Source organism: Streptomyces sp. 147326 (assembly GCF_045000215.1).
Classification (GTDB): Bacteria; Actinomycetota; Actinomycetes; order Streptomycetales; family Streptomycetaceae; genus Streptomyces.
The window spans coordinates 502,038-522,062 of the sequence record NZ_CP134201.1 but is presented as its reverse complement, the minus strand read 5'-3'; the positions used below and the strand labels follow the sequence as shown (position 1 = coordinate 522,062).

The 20,025-nt window shown below is 70.6% G+C and carries 18 protein-coding genes and 4 pseudogenes; 11 read left to right on the top strand and 11 right to left on the bottom strand.

What is annotated here, in order from left to right; genetic code table 11:
* Positions 1–46: 46 nt before the first annotated feature.
* Positions 47–837 (bottom strand): IS5 family transposase gene (locus RIU97_RS02620; protein ID WP_404962734.1). Its coding sequence is split into 2 segments (ribosomal slippage): positions 47–522 and positions 522–837, totalling 792 coding nucleotides; the frame shifts between segments, so codons are not numbered across the junction.
* Here RIU97_RS02620 and RIU97_RS02615 point away from each other — a divergent pair.
* Positions 813–1,556, top strand: a complete 744-nt coding sequence (locus RIU97_RS02615) for an RNA polymerase sigma factor (protein WP_404953103.1) — start codon at positions 813–815, stop codon at positions 1,554–1,556. The genes RIU97_RS02620 and RIU97_RS02615 overlap by 25 nt on opposite strands.
* A 114-nt stretch (positions 1,557–1,670) precedes the next feature.
* Here the strand turns inward: RIU97_RS02615 and RIU97_RS02610 are convergent, their stop codons facing one another.
* From RIU97_RS02610 to RIU97_RS02595, 4 genes are all read right to left on the bottom strand, one after another.
* The gene (locus tag RIU97_RS02610; RefSeq protein ID WP_404953102.1) at positions 1,671–2,207 is read right to left on the bottom strand and encodes a DUF4240 domain-containing protein; all 537 of its coding nucleotides are present in this window, start codon (positions 2,205–2,207) and stop codon (positions 1,671–1,673) included.
* A 347-nt stretch (positions 2,208–2,554) separates the two neighbouring features.
* Positions 2,555–3,817 (bottom strand): multidrug effflux MFS transporter, encoded by a 1,263-nt coding sequence (locus RIU97_RS02605; protein WP_404953101.1) that lies wholly within the window; start codon positions 3,815–3,817, stop codon positions 2,555–2,557.
* A gap of 3 nt (positions 3,818–3,820) precedes the next feature.
* Positions 3,821–4,465, bottom strand: a complete 645-nt coding sequence (locus RIU97_RS02600) for an NAD(P)-dependent oxidoreductase (protein WP_404953100.1) — start codon at positions 4,463–4,465, stop codon at positions 3,821–3,823.
* 23 nt (positions 4,466–4,488) lie between these two features.
* Positions 4,489–5,241, bottom strand: a complete 753-nt coding sequence (locus tag RIU97_RS02595) for an MBL fold metallo-hydrolase (RefSeq protein WP_404953099.1) — start codon at positions 5,239–5,241, stop codon at positions 4,489–4,491.
* 81 nt (positions 5,242–5,322) lie between these two features.
* Here RIU97_RS02595 and RIU97_RS02590 point away from each other — a divergent pair, with 81 nt between their 5' ends.
* Positions 5,323–5,952 (top strand): winged helix-turn-helix transcriptional regulator, encoded by a 630-nt coding sequence (locus RIU97_RS02590; protein ID WP_404953098.1) that lies wholly within the window; start codon positions 5,323–5,325, stop codon positions 5,950–5,952.
* A gap of 138 nt (positions 5,953–6,090) precedes the next feature.
* The gene (locus tag RIU97_RS02585; protein WP_404953097.1) at positions 6,091–6,348 is read left to right on the top strand and encodes a hypothetical protein; all 258 of its coding nucleotides are present in this window, start codon (positions 6,091–6,093) and stop codon (positions 6,346–6,348) included.
* 31 nt (positions 6,349–6,379) lie between these two features.
* Here the strand turns inward: RIU97_RS02585 and RIU97_RS02580 are convergent, their stop codons facing one another.
* On the bottom strand, positions 6,380–6,958 hold the full coding sequence (locus RIU97_RS02580; RefSeq protein ID WP_404962733.1) for an alpha/beta fold hydrolase: 579 nt from the start codon (positions 6,956–6,958) through the stop codon (positions 6,380–6,382).
* Between the two features lie 488 nt (positions 6,959–7,446).
* Here RIU97_RS02580 and RIU97_RS02575 point away from each other — a divergent pair, with 488 nt between their 5' ends.
* Positions 7,447–7,647: a hypothetical protein gene (locus RIU97_RS02575; RefSeq protein ID WP_404953096.1), complete on the top strand. Its 201-nt coding sequence runs from the start codon at positions 7,447–7,449 to the stop codon at positions 7,645–7,647.
* A gap of 40 nt (positions 7,648–7,687) precedes the next feature.
* Here the strand turns inward: RIU97_RS02575 and RIU97_RS02570 are convergent.
* Positions 7,688–8,454: pseudogene (locus RIU97_RS02570) on the bottom strand (IS5 family transposase).
* 141 nt (positions 8,455–8,595) lie between these two features.
* On the opposite strand from RIU97_RS02570, the gene RIU97_RS02565 reads away from it, so the two are divergent.
* Positions 8,596–8,892 carry a transposase gene (locus RIU97_RS02565; RefSeq protein ID WP_404962732.1) on the top strand — a complete coding sequence of 99 codons (297 nt, stop codon included), beginning with the start codon at positions 8,596–8,598 and terminating at the stop codon, positions 8,890–8,892.
* A gap of 55 nt (positions 8,893–8,947) precedes the next feature.
* Here RIU97_RS02565 and RIU97_RS02560 read toward each other — a convergent pair.
* Positions 8,948–10,067: pseudogene (locus tag RIU97_RS02560) on the bottom strand (IS630 family transposase).
* Between the two features lie 331 nt (positions 10,068–10,398).
* Here RIU97_RS02560 and RIU97_RS02555 point away from each other — a divergent pair.
* The 3 genes and pseudogenes from RIU97_RS02555 to RIU97_RS02545 form a co-directional block, all read left to right on the top strand.
* A pseudogene (locus RIU97_RS02555) lies at positions 10,399–11,199 on the top strand (peptide-N4-asparagine amidase); the annotation flags it as partial.
* 27 nt (positions 11,200–11,226) lie between these two features.
* Positions 11,227–12,921 (top strand): serine/threonine-protein kinase, encoded by a 1,695-nt coding sequence (locus RIU97_RS02550; RefSeq protein ID WP_404953095.1) that lies wholly within the window; start codon positions 11,227–11,229, stop codon positions 12,919–12,921.
* Between the two features lie 104 nt (positions 12,922–13,025).
* On the top strand, positions 13,026–13,964 hold the full coding sequence (locus RIU97_RS02545) for a phytoene/squalene synthase family protein (RefSeq protein WP_404953094.1): 939 nt from the start codon (positions 13,026–13,028) through the stop codon (positions 13,962–13,964).
* Here the strand turns inward: RIU97_RS02545 and RIU97_RS02540 are convergent.
* Both RIU97_RS02540 and RIU97_RS02535 read right to left on the bottom strand, forming a co-directional pair.
* Positions 13,948–14,700, bottom strand: a complete 753-nt coding sequence (locus tag RIU97_RS02540) for a transglycosylase SLT domain-containing protein (RefSeq protein WP_404953093.1) — start codon at positions 14,698–14,700, stop codon at positions 13,948–13,950. The two genes, RIU97_RS02545 and RIU97_RS02540, sit on opposite strands and share 17 nt — an antisense overlap.
* Before the next feature lie 348 nt (positions 14,701–15,048).
* A pseudogene (locus tag RIU97_RS02535) lies at positions 15,049–16,010 on the bottom strand (dihydrodipicolinate synthase family protein).
* Positions 16,011–16,105: 95 nt separating this feature from the next.
* Between RIU97_RS02535 and RIU97_RS02530 the strand changes: the two are divergent.
* The 3 genes from RIU97_RS02530 (at position 16,106) to RIU97_RS02520 (ending at position 19,682) form a co-directional block, all read left to right on the top strand.
* Complete coding sequence (locus RIU97_RS02530; protein WP_404953092.1) at positions 16,106–17,053, top strand: LysR substrate-binding domain-containing protein; 948 nt, start codon at positions 16,106–16,108, stop codon at positions 17,051–17,053.
* A 73-nt stretch (positions 17,054–17,126) separates the two neighbouring features.
* A complete protein-coding gene (locus RIU97_RS02525) occupies positions 17,127–18,212 on the top strand; it encodes an S-(hydroxymethyl)mycothiol dehydrogenase (protein ID WP_404953091.1) in 1,086 nt (361 codons plus the stop codon).
* Positions 18,213–18,377: 165 nt separating this feature from the next.
* On the top strand, positions 18,378–19,682 hold the full coding sequence (locus tag RIU97_RS02520) for an alpha/beta fold hydrolase (RefSeq protein WP_404962731.1): 1,305 nt from the start codon (positions 18,378–18,380) through the stop codon (positions 19,680–19,682).
* A gap of 131 nt (positions 19,683–19,813) precedes the next feature.
* On the opposite strand, the gene RIU97_RS02515 is transcribed toward RIU97_RS02520, so the two are convergent.
* The gene (locus RIU97_RS02515; protein WP_404953090.1) at positions 19,814–20,002 is read right to left on the bottom strand and encodes a hypothetical protein; all 189 of its coding nucleotides are present in this window, start codon (positions 20,000–20,002) and stop codon (positions 19,814–19,816) included.
* Positions 20,003–20,025: the final 23 nt, after the last annotated feature.

Below are 20,025 nucleotides of genomic sequence, written 5' to 3'. Positions count from 1 at the left end.
TACGAGGAGGCGACTCTCCAGCGCCTCCTTAGAGTTTGTAACACGATCATGAATCGGGCTTGTTGAGGCGTCTCCAGCAGATGAGGCTGCAGGCGAGGGAGACGAGCGCGTCGTGGAGTTCGGTGCGGCGTTCCCAGCGGACCGCGAGTCGTTTGAACTGGTGCAGGAGGGCGAAGGTCTGCTCGACGACGTAGCGGAGTTTGCCCATGCCCTTGATGTTCGGGGCGCCCTTGCGGGAGATGACGGGCAGGATCCGGCGTCTGCGCAGCTCTTCCCGGTTGGGATTGGAGTCGTACCCCTTGTCTCCCAGCAGAGCGTCCGGGCGTCTGCGGGGACGGCCGGGGCGGCCCGCCACCGGCGGGATGCCGTCGACCAGGGCGAGGGTTTGCGTGACGTCGTTGACGTTCGCCGCGGTCGTGATGACTTTCAGCGGGGTGCCGCGTCCGTCGCAGATCAAGTGGTGTTTGCTGCCCGTCTTCCGCCGGTCGACCGGCGACGGACCGGTGTCGGCTCCCCCTTTTTCGCGCGGATGTGAGAGCCGTCCACGCACGCCCTCGACCAGTCGAGCCGGCCGGCCGCGTTCAGCTCGGCGAGCAGGATCCGGTGCAGCTGGTCGAAGACTCCGGCCTGCTGCCACCGCTCCAGCCTTCGCCAGCAGGTCTGTCCGGAGCCGAACCCCAGCTCAGGCGGCAGGAGTTGCCAGGCGATGTCGTTGTGCAGGACGTACAGAATGCCCTGCAGACACAACCGGTCTGCCACCGGCCGCGGCCCTGGCGACCTCGTAGGCCAGGGCGGCAGCAGCGGCTCGATCAGTGCCCACAAGTCGTCGTCCACGATCCACGGCCGAGTGCTCACGCACTCACGAACGGCCGAATCATCGCACTGGTTACGCCCGACCAGGGCATCTCAACAAGATCCTGTTACGATCTCTTAGCGAACACAATGACAGGCTCCTTAGCGACGTATACGTGGCCTGCTTGCGGGCCGGCATCTGCGGACGGCTACGGCCACAATCTTTCCGCCAGCATTTCGATGATCTGTATGAAATGCAGATGCCCTCTCTGATCGCCTTCCTGATGAACGCTGGCGCCAATTCGTACGAGGCGGCCGACGCCGCCTACGAAGCCTTCTGCGTAGTTCTCCCAGATAAATGGAGGACTCTGGAGCACCCGCGAGCGTATCTGCGGAAAGTTGCTTACCGCCTCTACCTTCGTCAGGCGGCCAGCCGCACGAGCCCGTGCGACCCGGTACCTGACCGTCCTGGTGGCAGGTGCCCAGTAGTGGAAGTGATCGCGTCCGAGGAGCGGCAGATGGTGCTCGATGCGCTCGCGCAGCTATCCCGGGCCGAACGGCAAGTGATGGCATACGCATTGGATGGATTTAGCCACCAAGAGACCGCTGCCATCCTCGGGAAAACCCCCGTAGCCGTCCGAAAGAACTACCAGCGCGCTCGCGCGAGCCTGATATCCCTTCTTGTGTCATACGAGATCTGGGGAATATCCCTCAGGCGCCCGGGCTGGCAACGCGCTCGGCAGACTGGTAGGCGCGCATGTTGAGGTGTCGCGTATTAGTCAGCCGAGGCGTGTGCACGGCCCGATGAGATGACCGACAGTGATCCGGGAGTCTCGTTCTCTGCTGTTGGACCTCGTCTTGTGACTGCGAGCTTCCGCTTACTCCAGATAGAGAGCTGCCAAGCGGGGCAGTCGGCGGGTCATTTCGTCGTGGTCATCGAAATCGAAGTTCCAGGTGGGGTCCAGCTCCCGGTAGCGGATGGTGGGTGGGCTCGCTGGGAGCTGATCACCGGTCGCCGAGATGTGTGCGTTCCAGGCGATGCCCAGCATGTCCTCACCCTCCAGGTCGACGCCGTCGGCTGCGGAGGCTTGAACGACGGGCAGTTCTGCCAGGGCATCGGGATCAGCGACTACGCGCTCGAATACTTCACAGCCCTGAGCGATCAGCCAGCCGCGGAAGTAGTCGAAGCCGTCGTCAGAGCACCCACCGTTGGCAAGGTAAGCAGCGGCCCAGAGAGGATTGCTGTAGGAGTCAACCATCAGGTCCCACAGAACCTGCTCAGCTGCGACGATCTCCTCGACCGGCCGGGAGGCCAGCAGCGAGGTCGCCTCGCGAGCGACCGCTTCGCCGTCGTTCGGGTTGGACGCCTGATTGCGGGCTGCCTCAATGAGCTGCCAGAACTGCTGCTTGTTCATGGAGGCAGAGCCTGCCACCTGGTACTGACATCGGGCCGGTCGCGGGAGCTTGGCTCACCAGAGCAGCCACGTCGCTCCTGTCAGCGTGTGTGGTCGCCAGGTGCATATCGACTCCAGGTTCCTCCGGCTTCGGTGACCAGGCGGGTGGCGGTCTTGTCGTGGTAGCCGAGTGCCTCCGCGATGATGGGTGCCGGGGCTTGGAGGACGAGCTGGCGGATTGCGGAGGTCCTGCCTCGTTGCGGCGGGACGCCGATCTTTCGCGTTCCACGCGTCGCTGCACCCGACCGTCGTCGTACGTCTGTCACGCTGATCGCGGAATCACCCTGTTCGCCAGACGCTGGCCCGATTCACTGGATGCCGGCTCGTCTGCGATCGATGTGCCGGCGCGGTCGGTGCCCGGCACGTCCTTGGCGAGCCGGCCTGCGAGTGCGCTCACCGGGCATCGACCGGGTGAGGACGCCGAGTGTGAGCAGAGCGAGCGCCGGCAGCACGGCGACGATGATTCCCATCGGCAAGGCGTCGGTGGCGCCACCCGCGCCGGCCAGCGGAGCAAGTGCCCCGCCGAACATGAACTGGCTGAAGCCGAGCAGAGCGGCTGCCGACCCGGCGTGTCCGCCGTGGTCGGCCAGGGCCTGGGCCGCGGCGTTCGGCATGACCAGGCCCACGCTGGAGACCAGGACGAACAGGCCAATCAGGAGCACGGGCAGGGGTGCCCGTGTCAGCACCGCGCCCAGGACCGTGGTGCCACCGGCTGTCGCGCCCAGCAGACCGGCGAGCAGCAGCACGCGGGCGCCGGCCCGGGCCACCAGCCGGCCGCTGATCTGGGCGGCCGCAATGAGTCCGGCGGCGTTGACGGCGAACACGGCGCTGTACTGCTGCGGTGACAGGCCGTGGATTTCCTGCAGGACGAACGGCGAGCCGGAGATGTAGGCGAACATCGCCGCGAAGACCAGGCCGTTGGCCAGGACGTACCCGGTGAAGACCCGGTCGCTGAGCAGCTGCCCGACGACAGCCAGCAGCGGCTGGCGTGACGCGGAGAACCGGGTCTCCGGCAGTCCTGCGGCGGAGGCCGCCAGCATCACGGCGCCGAGTACGGCCAGGCCCACGAAGATCCCCGGCCAGGCCGTGACGCGCAGTAGCTGGCCGCCGAGGACCGGCGCGAACACCGGCGCCAGGCCGGTGATCAAGGTCAGTGCGGAGAAGAGACGTGCGGTGCGGGTTCCGGAGGTGCGGTCGCGGACCATGGCGTTGGCGATGACGATGCCGAACGCCCCGCCGATGCCCTGGACCAGGCGTAGGCCGATGAGTGTCCGGACGTCGGGCGCCACCGCGCAGAGCGCGCTGGCGATCGTGTAGAGGGCGAGGCCCGCCAGCAACGGACGCCGCCGGCCGTAGGTGTCGCTCAGCGGCCCGGCGATCAGCTGCCCGATGGCCAGCCCGGCCAGACAGGCGGTGATGGTGAGCTGGGTGGCCGCGGCGCTGGCGCGCAGGTCGCCGGCGAGGTCCGGCAGTCCGGGCAGGTAGCCGTCGATGGACAGTGGTCCCAGGGCCACGAGCGCTGCGAGCAGGACGATGAATCGGGTGTGCCGGCCGGCGGCGTCGTTGCTCATGGCTCAGTACGCCACGGTGATGCGGCGGCGGATCGCGGTGCCGCTCTCGATCGTGTCGGCCAAGGCGATCGCGTAGTCGGCGTACGAGATGCGGCTGTTGCCGTCGTCGTCGGTGAGCAGGGTGTCCCCGGCGCTGCGGTAGGCCCCGGTCCGCTCGCCCGCTCCGATGACCGCGGCGGGCGACACGTACGTCCAGTCGAGGTCGTGCACGCCGCGGTAGAGGTCGAGCGCTTCGGACTGGGCCTGGGCGTTGGCCTTCCACAGCGCGGGGAAGTCCGGGTCGTCCATGACCCGGGAGCCGGTCGGCGTGCGCAGGCTACCGGCACCGCCGATGGTGACCAGGCGGGTGACGCCGGCTCGGCGGAGTCCGTCGATCAGCGCACGGGCGGCACCGACGATCGTGGCGCGGTCGCTTTCCTGGCCGATCCGGGGGCCGACGGCCGACAGTACGGCGTCGTGGGAGGCGGCGAGGCCGGCGACCGCCGCGGGGTCGGTGACGTCACCGGTGGTCACGGTCAGGGCCTTGTGCTTGAGTCCGTCGACGTGGCCGGCTCGGGTGACCGCGGTGACGGTGTGGCCGCGACGCAGTAGTTCCTCGGTGGTGGGCCGGCCGATGTTGCCGCTGGCACCGAACAGGACGATCTTCATGTGTTGCTCCTTGTTTCTGATGGTCAGAGGACGGGCTGGCCGTCGGCGATGATGGCCGCGGTGATGCCCCGCTCGTTGGCGGCGTGCTGGAAGCGCTGCTCGATGTCGGGTTGTTCGGTGTAGAACGGCGGGTTGTGGAACAGGCCGTAGTGCATGGCGCAGACGGTGCCGGCGCCGAGTGCGACGGCGGCCTCGACGCCCTGCTCGGGGGTCATGGTCGCCGGGACGTTGGCCGCGTAGCCCTCGAAGTGGGCGATGACGCCGTTGACCGGGACGAACGCGACGTCGAACGGGCCGTGGTCGCGGGCGATCTGCCACCAGCTGCCGTGCCACTGGGTGTCGCCGCAGTGGATGACCCGCCGGCCGGCGCCTTCGACGACCCAGGCGACCTGGTCACAGTCGTTGCCGCGCCAGTCCAGCGAGGTCACCGGGGTGACGGTCAGCTTTCCGATGCGCCGTGACTGGCCCAGGTCCTGGGCAACAGGGGTGATGCCCGCCTCGCGCAGCCCGGCCGCGCTTGGGGTGTGACAGCCGATCGTGCCGGTGGCCGCGATCCGGGCGATCAGGTCGTGGTCGTAGTGGTCGGGGTGCAGGTGGGTGATGAGGGCGTGGGTGCCGGGCGGGGTATCGACCGGGTCGACCGACCGGTGCGGCGGCCCCATCACCGGCGCCAGCGGAGCGACGTTCTCGAGCGGGTCGATCAGCAGGCGGGTGTCGCCGAGACGGATCTCGACGCCGGCCCAGGCCAGCCGACGCACGGAAAGGGTGGTGGTCATGGGCAGCGACGCTAGACCGACGTTGTTGAGAAAGTCAACAAGAGAGTTTTGAATCTCAACACCACGATGTAGGGTGGTGGCATGCGCACCTACGGGCAGTACTGCGGCATCGCGAAATCACTGGACACCATCGGCGACCGATGGACCCTGCTGATCGTCCGCGAACTGCTCGCCCTGGGTCCGTGCCGGCACACCGACCTGCGCAACGGGCTGCCCGGGATCGCCAGCAACCTGCTGGTCGACCGGCTCCGCGAACTCGAGGAAGCCGGCCTGATCCACCGCGAGGCCGCCCCGCCGCCGGTGGCCACCACCCTGTTCTCCCTCACCGAGCGTGGCCGCGAGCTGGAGCCGGTGCTGCAGGAACTGAGCCGATGGGGAATTCCGCTGTTGCGTGAGCCGGCCGGCAGCGACACCTTCCGCACCCACTGGCTGGACATGCCCGCCCGGGCACTGACCGACCACTGCCCCGACCAGCCGGCAATCGCCCTGCAACTGCACGCCGACGGCAACGAAGACCTGGTCATCGAAGTCAAGGACGGCTCGGTGCACACACACGCCGGCCGGGTCGACCACCCCACCGCGTCACTGACCGGACCGCCGCACCTGCTGGCCGCGACCCTGCTCGGCGACCTCGATCTGAGCGCCGCAGTACAGCAAGGCCTGCGGCTCAGCGGTGAACGCGAGGCAGTACTGCGCATCCTGCCCCGCTGATCCGGGTGTGAGACTGGTAGATGGTAGGCCCGCATGTTGAGGTGTCGCGTGTTCCAGCTTGGACGGCCCTCGTTGGTCACTCTGGGTGGCGAGGCCGGTGTTCGTGGTCCGTCCTCGGACGGATAGGTTCACCGTGGTGTGTTCGAGCCACTTCTGAAGGGGTCACCGGCGGACATTGTCGCGATCATGGAGGCGCTGGCCGAACAGGGCATAACCGTGCTGTTCAAGGCAGATGCTGAGCGGATGGCAGAGAGGCGGAAGCCCTGGACGTTCGTGGCCAGTGGCGCCCCGTTGCGTGACGACATCCTCGTGCGTACCGATGCTGCGTCGGTGGAGCAGTGCCTCGAAGCCTGCCTGCCCCGCCTGCGCGAACTGGGCTTCACTTTCCCCGAGTGACGAGACATGCCAGCTGGAGTGGAACGAGAACTCACCGTGTGTGGTCACCGGAGGCGTATCGGCTCCAGGTTCCGCCAGCCTCGGTGACCAGGCGGGTGGCGGTCTTGTCGTGATAACCGAGTGCCCTCGCGCCGTAGTGTCCGTCTCGTCCAGCATGTGTTGCGCAACGGCCGCCAACTGGCTCGGGCTGTTGCTCATCCACCGCCGCTCCAGGAAGCGTGCGACGTCCTCGGGCACGGACTCGTCCTTGCTTCGCACGAACGGCCAGATGTCGGCCAGGGACATCGATTCCACAACGGAGAGCAGCAGGTGCAGGCGTTCCCGCTGCCAAGAAGAGACTGCGCCGGGACCGAAGTTCATCAGAGTGACCGACGCCCAGAGAGGGGTCCCCCTGAGTTGCGATGACCGCCGCGCGGACGAGACTTCCCCCGTACGAATGGCCCAGCAGATGCACCGGGCCCGCGCCCAGGGAACGGGTAACGGCTACCAGATCGCTGGCCAGGTCGTCCTGGGAGTACGAGGGCGTCGGCGAGGCGTCGCCGGTCTCGTACTGACCTCGGCAGTCCACGGCCAGCACACGTACGCCGTCGGCGCTCAGGGCGGGCAGCATGGGGAGGAAGTCCTCTTTGCTGCCCATGAAGCCAGGTACGAGCAGGGCCATCCCCCGCACGGGGGCGTGCCCAGCAGTGGGACATCCAGGGTGGCGAAGGCACCCCGCTCCGTTCGAAGACACACCGGGCGCGCGTGGTCCGGGGTTTCTAGGCTCAGCAACTGGCTCATGAACAGCATGATAGGCACGGCCGCCGAGCCGACGAGCCACTGTTTCGAGCGGCGGCGGACACACAACCTGACTGCCCCGAGGTGCAGTTCGAGGGTCGTTCTACCCTTCGGATTCTCCGCGTGGTTCAGGTATCCTCACGTGCGGTTCATCGCGATGCCAGCCACCGAAGCGCCCGAGGGCCTTCCAGAACCTCTTCTCACTGTTCCGCTCGGTCTGCCTACTGGACTCCCAGGTGAGGATCTCCCGCCAAGCACTACCTCGACTCCGGCTACCCCTGGGCCGACCTGATCACCGCCACCGCCGGGCAGTGCATCACCATGGTCACTTCGCTCCTGGCCGACAACTCGCCCCAGGCCAGAGCTGCCGAGAGCTTCGACGAGAGCACCTTCTGGATCGACTGGAAAGCCCGTCAGGTCCGCTGTCCCGAAGGCTCCACCAGCTCCGGCTGGTGTCCGGCCACCCGACACGGCCGTGACGCCATTGTGATGGACTTCGCCTGCGCCGACGGCCGCACCTGACCCTCCCGGGACAAGTGCACTAAGAGTTGTCGTCAAAGTGTCACGCCCACATCAGGAGTGATGCGAGGGTGACGGCTGCTTGGTAGGACTGGGCGGTCTTGTCGTATCTGGTGGCGATGCCGCGCCACTGCTTGAGTCGGTTGAAGCACCGTTCCACGACGTTGCGGCGTTTGTAGACCTGCTTGTCGAAGGCCGGCGGGCGGCCTCCTCGGCTTCCGCGCCGGGCCCGGTTGCGGACCTGGTCGGACCGCTCCCGGATGGTGTGGGCGATGCCGCGGCACCGCAGCCAGGCCCGGATCGCCTTCGAGCTGTAACCCTTGTCGCCGATGACGTGGCCGGGCCGCACGCGTGGCCGGCCCGGCCCGATTCGGGGCACCCGTATCGCCTCCATCACGGCGGTGAACTGGGTGCAGTCGTTGGTGTTCCCGCCGGTCAGGACGAAGGCCAGAGGTTGGCCCGCTCCGTCGCAGGCCAGGTGGATTTTGCTGGTCAGCCCGCCGCGGGACCGCCCGAGCGCCGGGCTTCGAAGCCCCCTTTTCGGGCCCCGGCAGCGTGCTGATGAGCCCGGACGATGCTGGAGTCGACCGACACCAGCCACTCGATGTCACCCGACGCGTCGGCGTTCGCCTGCGCGGCCTGGAGCATCCGCTCGAAGGTCCCGTCACCCGCCCACCGGCGGAAACGGGTATGGAGACTGGCCCACAATCCATATCGCTCGGGCACGTCGCGCCACGCGACCCCGGTCCGGAACTTCCAGACGATCCCGTTCAGGGCCGTCCGGTCATCAAGCCGCGGCCGCCCCAGCACGGGCCGGGGCAGCAACGGCTGCACGAGTTCCCACTCGGCGTCGGACAGTTCATGGCGACGTATCACGACTCCATGATCCACAATCCAAGATCACTTTGACGGCAGACCCTAGCTCCGTCCGCGGCACCCGCATGCTCACCCCTGCAGCCCCGCGAACTCCACGAACGCACCGCCGCGGCCCGCGCCGAACGGGACACCGAGTCCTGGAGAACCAAGTACGCCCTCCGCGCGCGTGTCGAGGGCACCGTCAACCAGGCCCTCGACGTCGCCGGCATCCGCCGGGCCCGCTACCGCGGCCTGCCGAAAGTCCGCCTTCAATACGCTTTCCCCGCCACCACGCTCAACATCGTCCGGCCCGACGCTTGGTGGGCCATCGACCCACTACGTACAGCCCGCACCAGCAGACTCGAACGCCTCAGCCACCGACTCGCCCGCTGACGCATTCAGCAACGGAGTCTCTAGTGCGTTGTCCACGAACGTTCGCCGGGGTTGGTCAGGCGGCTTGAGGCCGTGGCCGTCCCCAGCGTTGTTGGCGTTCGCTTCGGACCTTGGCGCGTTCGCGGCGTTGGGCGGCCAGGACGTCGGGGTGGCGGGCATTCGCGTTGCGCCATCGCAGGTAGTCCTGGAGCTTCCGGGCGAGTGCCGGGTGGTTGGGGTGGTTGGAACCGCCCGTGACGAAGTTGCGCAGTGGCCCGAACTGGGCCTCGATCGGGTTGGCCCACGACGCGCTGGTCGGGGTCAGGCATAACTCGACCTTGTGTTTCCTTGCCCAGGTCCGGATCGCCGGAGTCTTGTTCGCCGAGAAGTTGTCCATGATCACGTAGATGGGGGGCGCCGTCGGGCCTTGCGGCACGGATCGACTTCAGTGCCGCGAGGCTGTGGTCGCCACCCTTGCGGCGGCGGGTCACACCCCACAGCTGGTCGTCGCCGATGGAGTAGCAGCCGTGGAAGTAGCGGATGCCGTGGGTGCGGTGGTAGGTGGCCGGCAGCCGGTCCGGTTTCTTCTCCTGGGCCCAGGCGGAGCCGTGGCAGGGGCGGATCGACAGGGGGCCGAACTGGTCGAAGGCGAAGCACCGGTCCAGGAAATGCCTGGTCACGTGCTCGATACGGTCGAGTCTGGCGTCCTTGTCGGGGTCCTTGGACTCCTTCCAGGTGCGAGTGCGCTGGAAGGAGATCCCGTGTTCGCGCAGGATCTGCCGCAGCCGTTCACGGCCGATCTGGACCTTCCTGATCCGGTTGCGGGACAGGTAGTCGGTGAGCTTGCGAAGACTCCAGTGTGTGAACGGACGTCCCAGCTTGGCGGGGCGGGTCTTGGCCGTCGCGATGATGAACTCGCGTTCGTCATCGCTGATCAGGCGGGGACGGCCTCCCGCCCACCGAGGGTCCAGCGCGGCCAGGCCCTTCTCGTTGAACGCGTGGATCACATCGCGGACGGTGTCCTCATGAGCGGCGACCAGCCGGGCGATCGCCGTCACCGGAGTGCCCGACGCCGACGCCATGATGATCAGAGCCCGTCTGACCCGCACCGACTCATGTCTGCCCCGCCGGACGATCCGCTGCAGTCTCTGTCCCTCTTCATCGGTCAACCGCCTTGCCCTGACCGGCTCCGCCATTCACGACCTCACCCTCAACAACGGTCACGTTGCCATTAAGAGTGAGGCTGGCAGACCCCCGGCGCGAACACCAACCACCCCCTTCACCCGACCCGGCCAACGTTCGTGGACAACGCACTAGGGACCGCAGCGGCCCCATCGGGGCGGCATGAGGACGCGCCCCTTGGTTCTGACGCACCGTCGGATTCCGGGCACTCCCGGGCACCTGGCGGTGCGCAAGATCGGGGAATCCACGGGGTGACCTGGGGCTACTCCGGGCACACCAAGTATGGTGATATCCCGAGGGATTGCTGTGAAACCGCAGGTCAGACGTGCTCCCCTAACGCCACACAACCCCTTCCTCTGGTACGTCACCCCCGGCCCGCGCGCCTTCGACGTCCAGCCGGTCCGCTACGACCTCACCCCCTATGCCGCCCTCCTCAACGACGGCCGCCCGCACCGGATCGAGGTGTCGGTCGCCGGGGTTCCGGCCGGCCAGAGCGGCTGGAGCACCCCCACCAACCTGCTGCTGTGGCAGGACGAGGCCCGGCAGGTCGTCACCGGCGCCCTCACCCGGCACGAGCAGAGCGCCCCGGAGGGCCACTCCCGCTGGACGCCCGCCGCACCCGGCGGCCAGCACCGCCTGGACACCGAGGGCAGCCACCGGCTGACCGTGGCCGGGCACCTGAACACCTCCCACGGCCGGGTGGCCACCACCGTCACCCGCACCGTGCGGGGCACCTCCGTCCACCGCTGGACCGAGGGCGAGAACCTCGACGCGCTCGACGCCACCTGGACCGACGAGGAGAGCGTCACGCACGGGCCGGTCACCACCCGGACCGCCCGCACCTACACCATGGACGGCGAGACCACCCTCGGCGCCGGTGACCGGCTGCGCACCGTCCTCGCGCTCGGCGACCGCGCGGACACCGTCACCCTGCGCGGCGGGCGGCCGGTGGACTCCTCCCGGCTCGACGACCAGTACACGGGTGACGCCACCTACACGGCGAACGTCCCGCGCGACCAGCGCCACGCGGTCGCGACCACCTCCGCCCGCTACCGGCTGTACGGGTCGAAAACCCCCGGCGGGTGCTACGACCGCACGGTGGACACCGTCCAGGGAACGGTCGTGGTGGACCGCCGACGCTGCTGACGGTGGCGGCGCCTACGATGATCCGCCATGGACACGAGTGAGGCCGGCAGACAGCTGATCGACGGGCGCTTCGAACTGGTCGCGCCCCTGGGCAGCGGTGGCATGGGTACCGTATGGCGGGCGCGCGACATAGCCCTGCACCGAGAGGTCGCGCTCAAGGAAGTACGCCCGCCGGACCCGGCCACCGCCGCCGCCCAGCCCGGCCTCGCGGACCAGCTGCGCGAACGCGCCGTCCGCGAGGCCCGCGCCCTCGCCCGCCTCGCCCACCCCCACGTCGTGACGATCCACCACATCGTCGAACCGCCGGAAGGCGCCGACGGGCACCCGTGGATCGTCATGGAGATGGTCAGGGGCGGCTCCCTGTACGACCGCCTGGAGTCCGGACCGATGCCGCCCGTGGAAGCGGTGCGGCTCGGCCTCGACGTCCTGTCCGCGCTGCGCGCCGCGCACGCGGAGGGCATCCTCCACCGTGACGTGAAGCCCGCCAACGTACTGCTGCGCCCCGACGGGTCGGCCGTCCTGACCGACTTCGGCATCGCCGCGCTGCACGACTCCACCGGGCTCACCGCGACCGGAGTGCTGATCGGCTCACCGGAGTACATCGCACCCGAGCGGGTCCGCGGGGAGGAGGGGCTGGCCGCCTCGGACCTGTGGTCGCTCGGCATGCTCCTGTACGTGGCAGCCGAGGGGGCCAATCCGCTGCGCCGGGCCACCAGCCTGGCCACGGTCGTCGCCGTGCTCGACGAGCCGATCCCGGCGCCGGTTCGCTCCGGCCCGCTGGGGCCCGTACTGGAACGGCTGCTCGTACGGGACCCGGCCGCGCGGCCCGACGGAGCGCAGCTGGAACAGCTGCTCCGCGACGCGAGCGCTGCTCTCGGTACCGGCCCCGGCCCCGCGCCCGTCGTCCCGCCGTCCGTCGCCTCCCCGGTGGTGCCGGGCCCGTACGGGCAGTTCGGTCCGTACGCGCCGGCCGGCACGCCGCACACCCCGCCGCCCTACGGTTCCGGTGGCTCCCCGTACGCGGCGGCCACGACGCCCGTTGCGGTGGCGTCCGCCCCGCGCAGGCGCCCGGCCCTGATCGGCGCCGCGATCACCGCGGTCCTGGCGGCCGGCGTCGTCGGCATCGTCCAGCTCCTGCCCGACGGTAACTCCGGCGGCGACGACGCGAAGGGCGGCGCCGCGAGCAGCCCGGCCGTCGCCACCCCCGCCGCACCGTCCGTGCGGGACGCCTCCTCGGCCCCGTCCCCGAAGGGGAGCGCGCAGAAGGCGGACGCGCCCCGGGGCAGCATGATGACGCCGGAGAACGTCCGCACCGCCCTGGACGCGTTCAAGAAGCAGGCGGGGACGACCACCTTCGTCGACATGACGCTCTACGACGGCTACATCCTCGCCTCCATCCCCACCGCCGCCGGCGCCGAGACCGTCGACTCCTGGCAGTACCGGGACGGGGCGGCCTCGCGCACGGGCCCGGACGGCACGGTCGAGGAGGGGGAGCCGCTGATCGACATGGCCACGGTCAACTGGGACGCGCTGCCCGGCATGCTGGAACAGTCCAAGAAGGACCTGAAGATCGAGAAGCCGACCTCGCGCCACGTCATCGTCGACCCATGGATGATGGACCAGGTCCCCTCCATCCGCACCTACCTCAGCGACGAGTACGGGCGCGGCGGCTACGTCCTGTGGAAGACCGACGGCAGCCTCAGGAAGGTCACCGTCACCTGACCCCGCGTGCCCGCACGCACAGGGCCGCACGGAGCCGAGCGAGGGCGCTCACGCGACGCGCGCCCTCCCATCCGCCCACGCGTACACCGAGGAGCTCGACCACCATGCCCAGCTGGCGCACCACCCTCACGGCGGCCGGGATGTCCGCCCCCCGGCTGCGGGACGACTACACGCATGCCGCCCGCCGGGTGCTCCGCCGCGAACCCGCCCCCTACCTCGCGCTCCGACTGCTGGCCGCGCCGCCGCTGGTGCCGTACCTCGCCGCGGGGCTCGCCTTCATGAACCTGGTCGACGACGTGGCCGAGACCGGCACCCCACAGCAGCGGGCCGCCGGACTCGCCGCGCTGACCGAGCGGACCGAGGCGGCCCTGACGTCCGGGGACAGCCCCGACCCCGTGCTGCGCGCCTACGCCCACGCGGTGGACTCCCGCGCCCTCCCCGCGCACTGGGTCTCCCGCTTCCTGGAGGGCGCCGCCACCGCCGAGGCCGCCTTCGACGGCTTCGCCGCCGAGGAGGACTTCCAGGACTATCTCGACGCCTACGCGTGGCCCGGCGTACTGGTCTTCACCGGACTGCAGTACCAGGGCGGCCCCGACCCCGAACAGGCCGCCGGCTGGCGGCGGTTCGTCGACGCCGCCCAGCGCGTCGACTTCCTCGCGGACCTCTGCGGGGACCTCGCGGAGGGCCGGCTCTGCATTCCGCGCGAGCGGCTCGCCGAGCACTCCGTCACCCGCGCCGACCTGGAACAGGCCCGTGACACCCCGGGCGTGCGCGCCCTCCTCGCCGCCGAGAGCCGGCGTGCGCGCACGGCCCTCGACGCCACCCACGGCATCCTCGGCCTCGTCGAACCCGGACTGCGTCCTGTCGTCGAGACCATGAGGGAGCTCATGGAGCACCAGCTGACCCGCGTGGAGCGGGCGGGCGTGGGTGCCCTGCGCCGGGACGTCGGCTACGGCCTGGCGGCGCCCCTGCGGATCCTCGTCCGCGCCGCCCGCCGGTCCGCGCCGCCCGTCACCGAAGCGGGTTCTAGTAGGGCCCGTTGACGTTGTCGATCGAGCCGTAGCGGGCTGCCGCGTAATTGCAGGCGGCGGTGATGTTGGCGACCGGGTCGTAGGAGTTCTGCGAGGTGCCGGGCACGTGGTAGGCCCGGAAGGTCGGGTCGATGACCTGGAGCAGACCCTTGGACGGGATCCCGTTCTGGGCGTTGATGTCCCAGTTGTTGATCGCCATCGGATTGCCGGAGGACTCGCGCATCACATTGCGGTGAATTCCGTTGTAGCTACCGGGAATTCCGTGCTTGGCCATGACGTCGAGGGACTCGCGGATCCACCCGTCGAGGTTGTTCGGGTAGGCGCTGGCGGGCTTGGCAGCGGGCTTGGCAGCGGGCTGGATGGCGGGCCGGGCGGCGGACCTGCTCGCACGGACGGTCTCCGCCTGGGTGCCGAGCTGCAGTTTGATGCCGGGCCGGATGATCGACGGGTTGTCGCCGATGACGCTCCGGTTCGCCGCGTAGAGCTGCTTCCAGCCGCCGCTCACGGAATGCTCCGCCGCGATCTCGGAAAGAGTGTCTCCGGCGACCACGGAATACGTCGTGGGAGTGGCGGCGCGGGCCGCGGGGGCGGCGGTCTGGGCCGCGGGAGCGGTGGCCGTAGGCACCGCACCTGCGGTGGTCGCGCTGATCAGCGGCAGAGTGAGGGCCGCGCCACCAGTGCCGGCCAGGGCCAGCTTGCGGGTGATCGGGTGGTGCTTCGGCCGACGGTGCTTACCCTTTGCAGGCATGGGGGAATTCCTCGCGTGGGGGGACGGGAGAGCCCGGGCGGGCGGCCTATTCGGCGAGCGGACCACCTGGAGTGAGGTGACCGTAAGTGAGCCCTGAGGGCGGGAACAAGCCCCGAATTCCACCCATAGATCGACATCCCGCTATCAGCCCGTTAAATGACCATGAAGGCTCCTCGGTGAAATAGCCGATTCCCTTTCCGGGAAAAGGGAATCGGCTGTCCTGCGGAAATGATGTTGGCCCCTCCGGCGTGACTCACATCACGGGCCGGGGCGCCTTGCTCAATACGGGCAAGTCCAGTCTCGATGCGGCTTATTCGGGCTACAGGCGCTTAGGTGGCGAATCGCCCATCACGGACTCTTTCCGGCATGAGCCGCCTGCTGCGGCGGGCCGGCGGGAAGCTCGCCCAGCCGCTCCAGGGTGGCCGCCACCGCCGCCTCCGAGGCGGGCGGCAGTGGAAGCCGTACGCCGGGGCTCGGAATGCGGCCCTGCGCGTGCAGCACGCCCTTGACCACCGCCGGATTGGGTTCGGCGAAAGCCGCCGCCGACATCCGGGCCAGCGCGTGCCCCAGCGGCCGCGCCCGGGCCACGTCACCGGACCGCCAGGCCGCGGCGAGCTCCACGAACCGCTCCGTCGCCAGATGCGCCGAGGCGAGGATCCCGCCCGCCGCGCCCAGTGCCAGCAGCGGAGACAGGTACGCGTCGTCGCCCGCCAGCACCACGAACCCGGCCGGCAGGTCCCCGAGCAGTGCCACCGCGTCCTGGTCGATTCCGCCGCCCGCGTACTTCATCCCGGCGACCCCGGGGAGCGCCCCGAGGGCCCGCAGCGCGGCCGCGTCCAGCGGCTGCCCGGTGCGATAGGGGATGTGATAGACGATCAGCGGTAGGGGCTCACCTCCGCCAGTCGCGCGAAGTGCGCCAACACCCCCGGCGCGGAAGGCCGTACGAACGCGGGCACGGTCACCAGCGCCGCCCGCGCCTGCGGCCACCGCGCGAGCCGGGCCAGCGAGGCCTCGGCGGCCCGGGTGCCGCTCGCCCCGGCCCCGACCGTCAGCAGTGCACCCCGCTCCCGGCAGACCTCGGCGCACACGCCGGTGACGAGGTCGCGCTCCGCCTCGTCGAGGGAGGCCGCCTCCGCGGTGGTGCCGAGGGCCACGATCCCGGTGGCGCCCGCGTCGAGCACCTCGTGCGCGAGCGCCTCCAGGGCCCCGGCGGCGATCTCCCCGGCGGGGGTGAAGGGGGTGACGAGCGGTACGTGGATCCCGTGGAGCGGGAGGTCTTCCGCGATGTGCCGTGTCGTGTGCCGTGCCATGTCCTGTGCCATGTCCTGTCCCATGACGAAGAGCCTCACCCGCCCGGAGCGTCAAATCCAGTTCGCGTTCCTTACCCGAACCGTAAGCTGAACCGATGCTCGATGTACGACGCCTGCGCCTGCTGCGCGAACTCGCCCGCCGCGGCACCATCGCCGCAGTCGCCGAAGCGCTCGCCTTCAGCCCTTCGGCCGTCTCCCAGCAGCTCGGCGTGCTGGAACGGGAGGCCGGCCTGCCCCTGCTGGAGCGCACCGGCCGCCGGGTGCGGCTCACCGCGGCGGGGGAGAACCTGGTCCGGCACGCCGAGGCTGTCCTCGAACGGCTCGAACAGGCCGAGGCCGACCTCGCCAGGGCCCGCGGCGGCCTGGCCGGAGCCCTGCGGATCGGTGCCTTCCCCACCGCCACCCGGGCCATCGTCCCGGCCGCCCTGGCCGACCTCGCCCGGCACCACCCCGCCCTGGAGCCGATGGTCTCCGAGACCGACCCGGCGGCGGTGGCGGACGCCCTGCGGGCCGGCGACCTGGACGTGGCCCTTGTCCACGAGTACGACTTCGTCCCCGCCCTCCAGGAGCCGGGACTGGCCACCGAGCCGCTCTACGCCGAGGCGATGTACCTGGCCGCGCCCGCCGGGGAGACCGCCGAGCCGTCCGAGGGGCAGCCGGCCGAGGGGCACGACCAGGGCGCGGCCCTGCGCACCCACGCGCGGGCGCCCTGGATCACTGCCACGCCCGGCACCCTCTGCCACGCCATGACCGTACGGGCCTGTCAGGCCGCCGGTTTCACGCCGCGGGTCCGCCACCAGGTCGACGAGTTCGCCACCGTGCTCGCGCTGGTCGCGGCCGGCCAGGGCGTGGCCCTCGTACCGCAGCTCGGGGTCACCGGCCCCGCGGATCCGGCCGTGCGCCTCACTCGTCTGCCCGTGCGGCGCCGTACCGGCCTCGCCTTCCGCAGCGGGGCCGGCGCCCATCCCGCCGTGGCCGCCTTCGGTGCGGCACTCCGGGCCGCCGTACCACCGGATCTGGTCGGGTCGCGTGCCGAAACGTGACACAACTCCCTTACCGCGTGCCGCCCGTGTACGTTCGTTGATCCATACCGATTCGATCAGAGCGGGGTACGACGTGACGCATCGCGTACGAGGGGTCATCGCACGGAGCAAGGGCGCACCGGTGGAGACGACGACGATCCTCGTGCCCGACCCGGGACCCGGCGAGGCGCTCGTCAGGGTCCAGGCCTGCGGGGTCTGCCACACCGACCTGCACTACCGCGAGGGCGGGATCAACGACGAGTTCCCCTTCCTGCTCGGCCACGAGGCCGCCGGGATCGTCGAGTCCGTCGGCCCGGACGTCACCTCCGTGGCCCCCGGCGACTTCGTCGTCCTCAACTGGCGCGCGGTGTGCGGCACCTGCCGTGCCTGCAAGCGCGGGCGGCCCTGGTACTGCTTCGCCACGCACAACGCCACCCAGCCCATGACCCTGGAGGACGGCTCCCCGCTGTCCCCGGCCCTGGGCATCGGCGCCTTCGCCGAGAAGACCCTGGTGGCGGCCGGCCAGTGCACCAAGGTGGACCCGGCCGCGGCCCCCGCCGCCGCCGGACTCCTCGGCTGCGGGGTGATGGCCGGCCTCGGCGCCGCCCTGAACACCGGCAACGTCGGCCGGGGCGACTCCGTCGCCGTCATCGGCTGCGGGGGAGTGGGCAACGCGGCCGTTGCCGGGGCCCGGCTCGCGGGCGCGTCGAAGATCATCGCGGTGGACCTGGACGACCGGAAGCTGGAGTGGGCGCGCGGCCTGGGCGCCACCCACACCGTCAACGGCCGCACGGAGGACGTGGTCAAGGCCGTTCAGGGCCTGACCGGGGGCAACGGCGCGGACGTGGTCATCGACGCCGTGGGCCGCCCCGAGACCTACCGGCAGGCCTTCTACGCACGCGACCTCGCCGGGACGGTGGTCCTGGTCGGCGTGCCGACCCCGGAGATGAAGCTCGAACTCCCGCTCCTCGACGTCTTCGGCCGCGGCGGCGCCCTGAAGTCCTCCTGGTACGGGGACTGTCTGCCCGAGCGTGACTTCCCGCTGCTGATCGACCTCTACCTCCAGGGCCGGCTCGACCTGGACGCCTTCGTCTCCGAGACCATCGCGCTCGACGGGGTCGAGGACGCCTTCGCCCGGATGGAACGCGGCGAGGTGCTCCGCTCGGTCGTCGAGTTCTGACACGGCGCCCGCTGGCCGGGCCGGACCCCACCGGAGACCCGACAGGGCCGGCCCGGCCGGCAGGGCACCCCATAGACTCGGCGGACCGCCACAACCGCGCCCCCGCCGCCACCCGGCCGGGGCGCGGAATTCCGTACCTCGTACCCCAGGGGGCCGCCCGTGACCATCGCCCACAGCTACCGCCAGCCCGGCACGGTCCTCACCGACCACCGGTTCACCGTCCCCCTGGACCACGCCCGCCCGGACGGGGAGCGGATCGAGCTGTACGCCCGCGAGGTCGTCGCCACCGGCAAGGACCCCGAGACACTGCCGTGGCTGCTGTACCTGGAGGGCGGTCCGGGCTTCGGCGCCCGCCGTTTCATCGGCCGCCAGGCCTGGCTGGAGCGGGCGCTGACCGAGTACCGGGTACTGCTGCTCGACCAGCGCGGAACCGGCCGGTCCACCCCGGTGAACCGGCAGACCCTGCCCCTGCGCGGCACCCCCGCCCAGCAGGCGGAGTACCTCTCGCACTTCCGCTCCGACTCCATCGTGCGCGACGCCGAGGCCGTCCGCCCCGGCCTGACCGGCGGCGCGCCCTGGACAGTGCTCGGCCAGAGCTTCGGCGGCTTCTGCGCGACCCACTACCTCTCCACCGCACCCGAGGGCCTCAGCGCCGCCCTGATCACCGGCGGCCTGCCCTCCCTCACCGCCACCGCCGACGAGGTGTACGAGGCCGCGTTCCCCCGCATCGAGCGCAAGAACCTGGCCCACTACGCCCGTTACCCGATGGACGTGGAGCGCGCCCGCCGGATCGCCGCGCACCTCGCGGACCACCCGGCGGAACTCCCCGGCGGCCACCGCCTCACCGTCGAGGGCTTCCAGTCCCTCGGCATCCTCCTCGGCGGCGGCGACGGCAGCCACCAGCTCCACTACCTGCTGGAGGACGCCTTCGTGCCGACCCCGGCCGGCCCGGCCCTCTCCGACGCCTTCCTGGAGGGCGCCCGCGCCCTGCTCTCCTTCGCCGGTCACCCCCTCTACGCGCTGGTCCACGAGGCGATCTACGCCCAGGACCCGGCCACGCCCACCGCCTGGGCGGCCGAGCGGGTCCGCGCGGGCCACCCCCGTTTCGACGCGGCGAAGGCCCTCGCGGGCGACGAGCCCGTGCTCTTCACCGGCGAGACCATCCACCCCTGGCACTTCACCACCGACCCGTCCCTCGTCCCGCTCCGCGAGACCGCCGAGCTGCTGGCCGCCCGTACCGGCTGGCAGCCGCTCTACGACCCGGCGCGCCTCGCGGCCAACGAGGTACCGGTGGCGGCCGCCGTCTACCACGACGACATGTACGTGGACACGGCCCACTCGCTGGCCACCGCCCGCGCCGTACGCGGCCTGCGGACCTGGGTGACGGACGAGTTCGAGCACGACGGCGTCCGTGCCGGCGGCCCCCGCGTCCTGGACCGCCTGCTGTCCCTCGTACGCGACGAGGCGTGAGCCGTTGTCCGCGCAGGCCAAGACGTCGAGAGCCGTCTCGCTGGCCCTGGGCGGACCGGCCGTGTCCGGTGGAATGGCCGGAACGGCGACGACCGCCGCCGCCGCGCAACCGGCCGGGTCGGCACCTGCGTTCAGCAGGGCCGGCCCGGTGACGCTTCCCCGGGCGGTTCCACGAACGCGCGGGTCAGGTGCGCGGTGGCCACCAGGGCGCCGTGCTCCCGGGCCCGCGCCAGCAGGGCTTCGCGCGAGGCCCGGGCGGTTTCCCGGTCGCGCTCGTGGGAGTACGGCACCGACGGGTCGCCCAGCTGCACGGCGTGCACCAGTACGTCCCACCTCGTGCAGC

Coding starts and splice junctions, on each gene's coding strand:
- RIU97_RS02545 (WP_404953094.1), top strand. CDS start 13,026: ATGCCCAGCTGGCGCACCACCCTCACGGCGGCCGGGATGTCCGCCCCC.
- RIU97_RS02605 (WP_404953101.1), bottom strand. CDS start 3,817: ATGAGCAACGACGCCGCCGGCCGGCACACCCGATTCATCGTCCTGCTC.
- RIU97_RS02590 (WP_404953098.1), top strand. CDS start 5,323: ATGCGCACCTACGGGCAGTACTGCGGCATCGCGAAATCACTGGACACC.
- RIU97_RS02600 (WP_404953100.1), bottom strand. CDS start 4,465: ATGAAGATCGTCCTGTTCGGTGCCAGCGGCAACATCGGCCGGCCCACC.
- RIU97_RS02595 (WP_404953099.1), bottom strand. CDS start 5,241: ATGACCACCACCCTTTCCGTGCGTCGGCTGGCCTGGGCCGGCGTCGAG.
- RIU97_RS02540 (WP_404953093.1), bottom strand. CDS start 14,700: ATGCCTGCAAAGGGTAAGCACCGTCGGCCGAAGCACCACCCGATCACC.
- RIU97_RS02575 (WP_404953096.1), top strand. CDS start 7,447: ATGGTCACTTCGCTCCTGGCCGACAACTCGCCCCAGGCCAGAGCTGCC.
- RIU97_RS02610 (WP_404953102.1), bottom strand. CDS start 2,207: ATGAACAAGCAGCAGTTCTGGCAGCTCATTGAGGCAGCCCGCAATCAG.
- RIU97_RS02530 (WP_404953092.1), top strand. CDS start 16,106: ATGCTCGATGTACGACGCCTGCGCCTGCTGCGCGAACTCGCCCGCCGC.
- RIU97_RS02550 (WP_404953095.1), top strand. CDS start 11,227: ATGGACACGAGTGAGGCCGGCAGACAGCTGATCGACGGGCGCTTCGAA.
- RIU97_RS02580 (WP_404962733.1), bottom strand. CDS start 6,958: ATGCTGCCCGCCCTGAGCGCCGACGGCGTACGTGTGCTGGCCGTGGAC.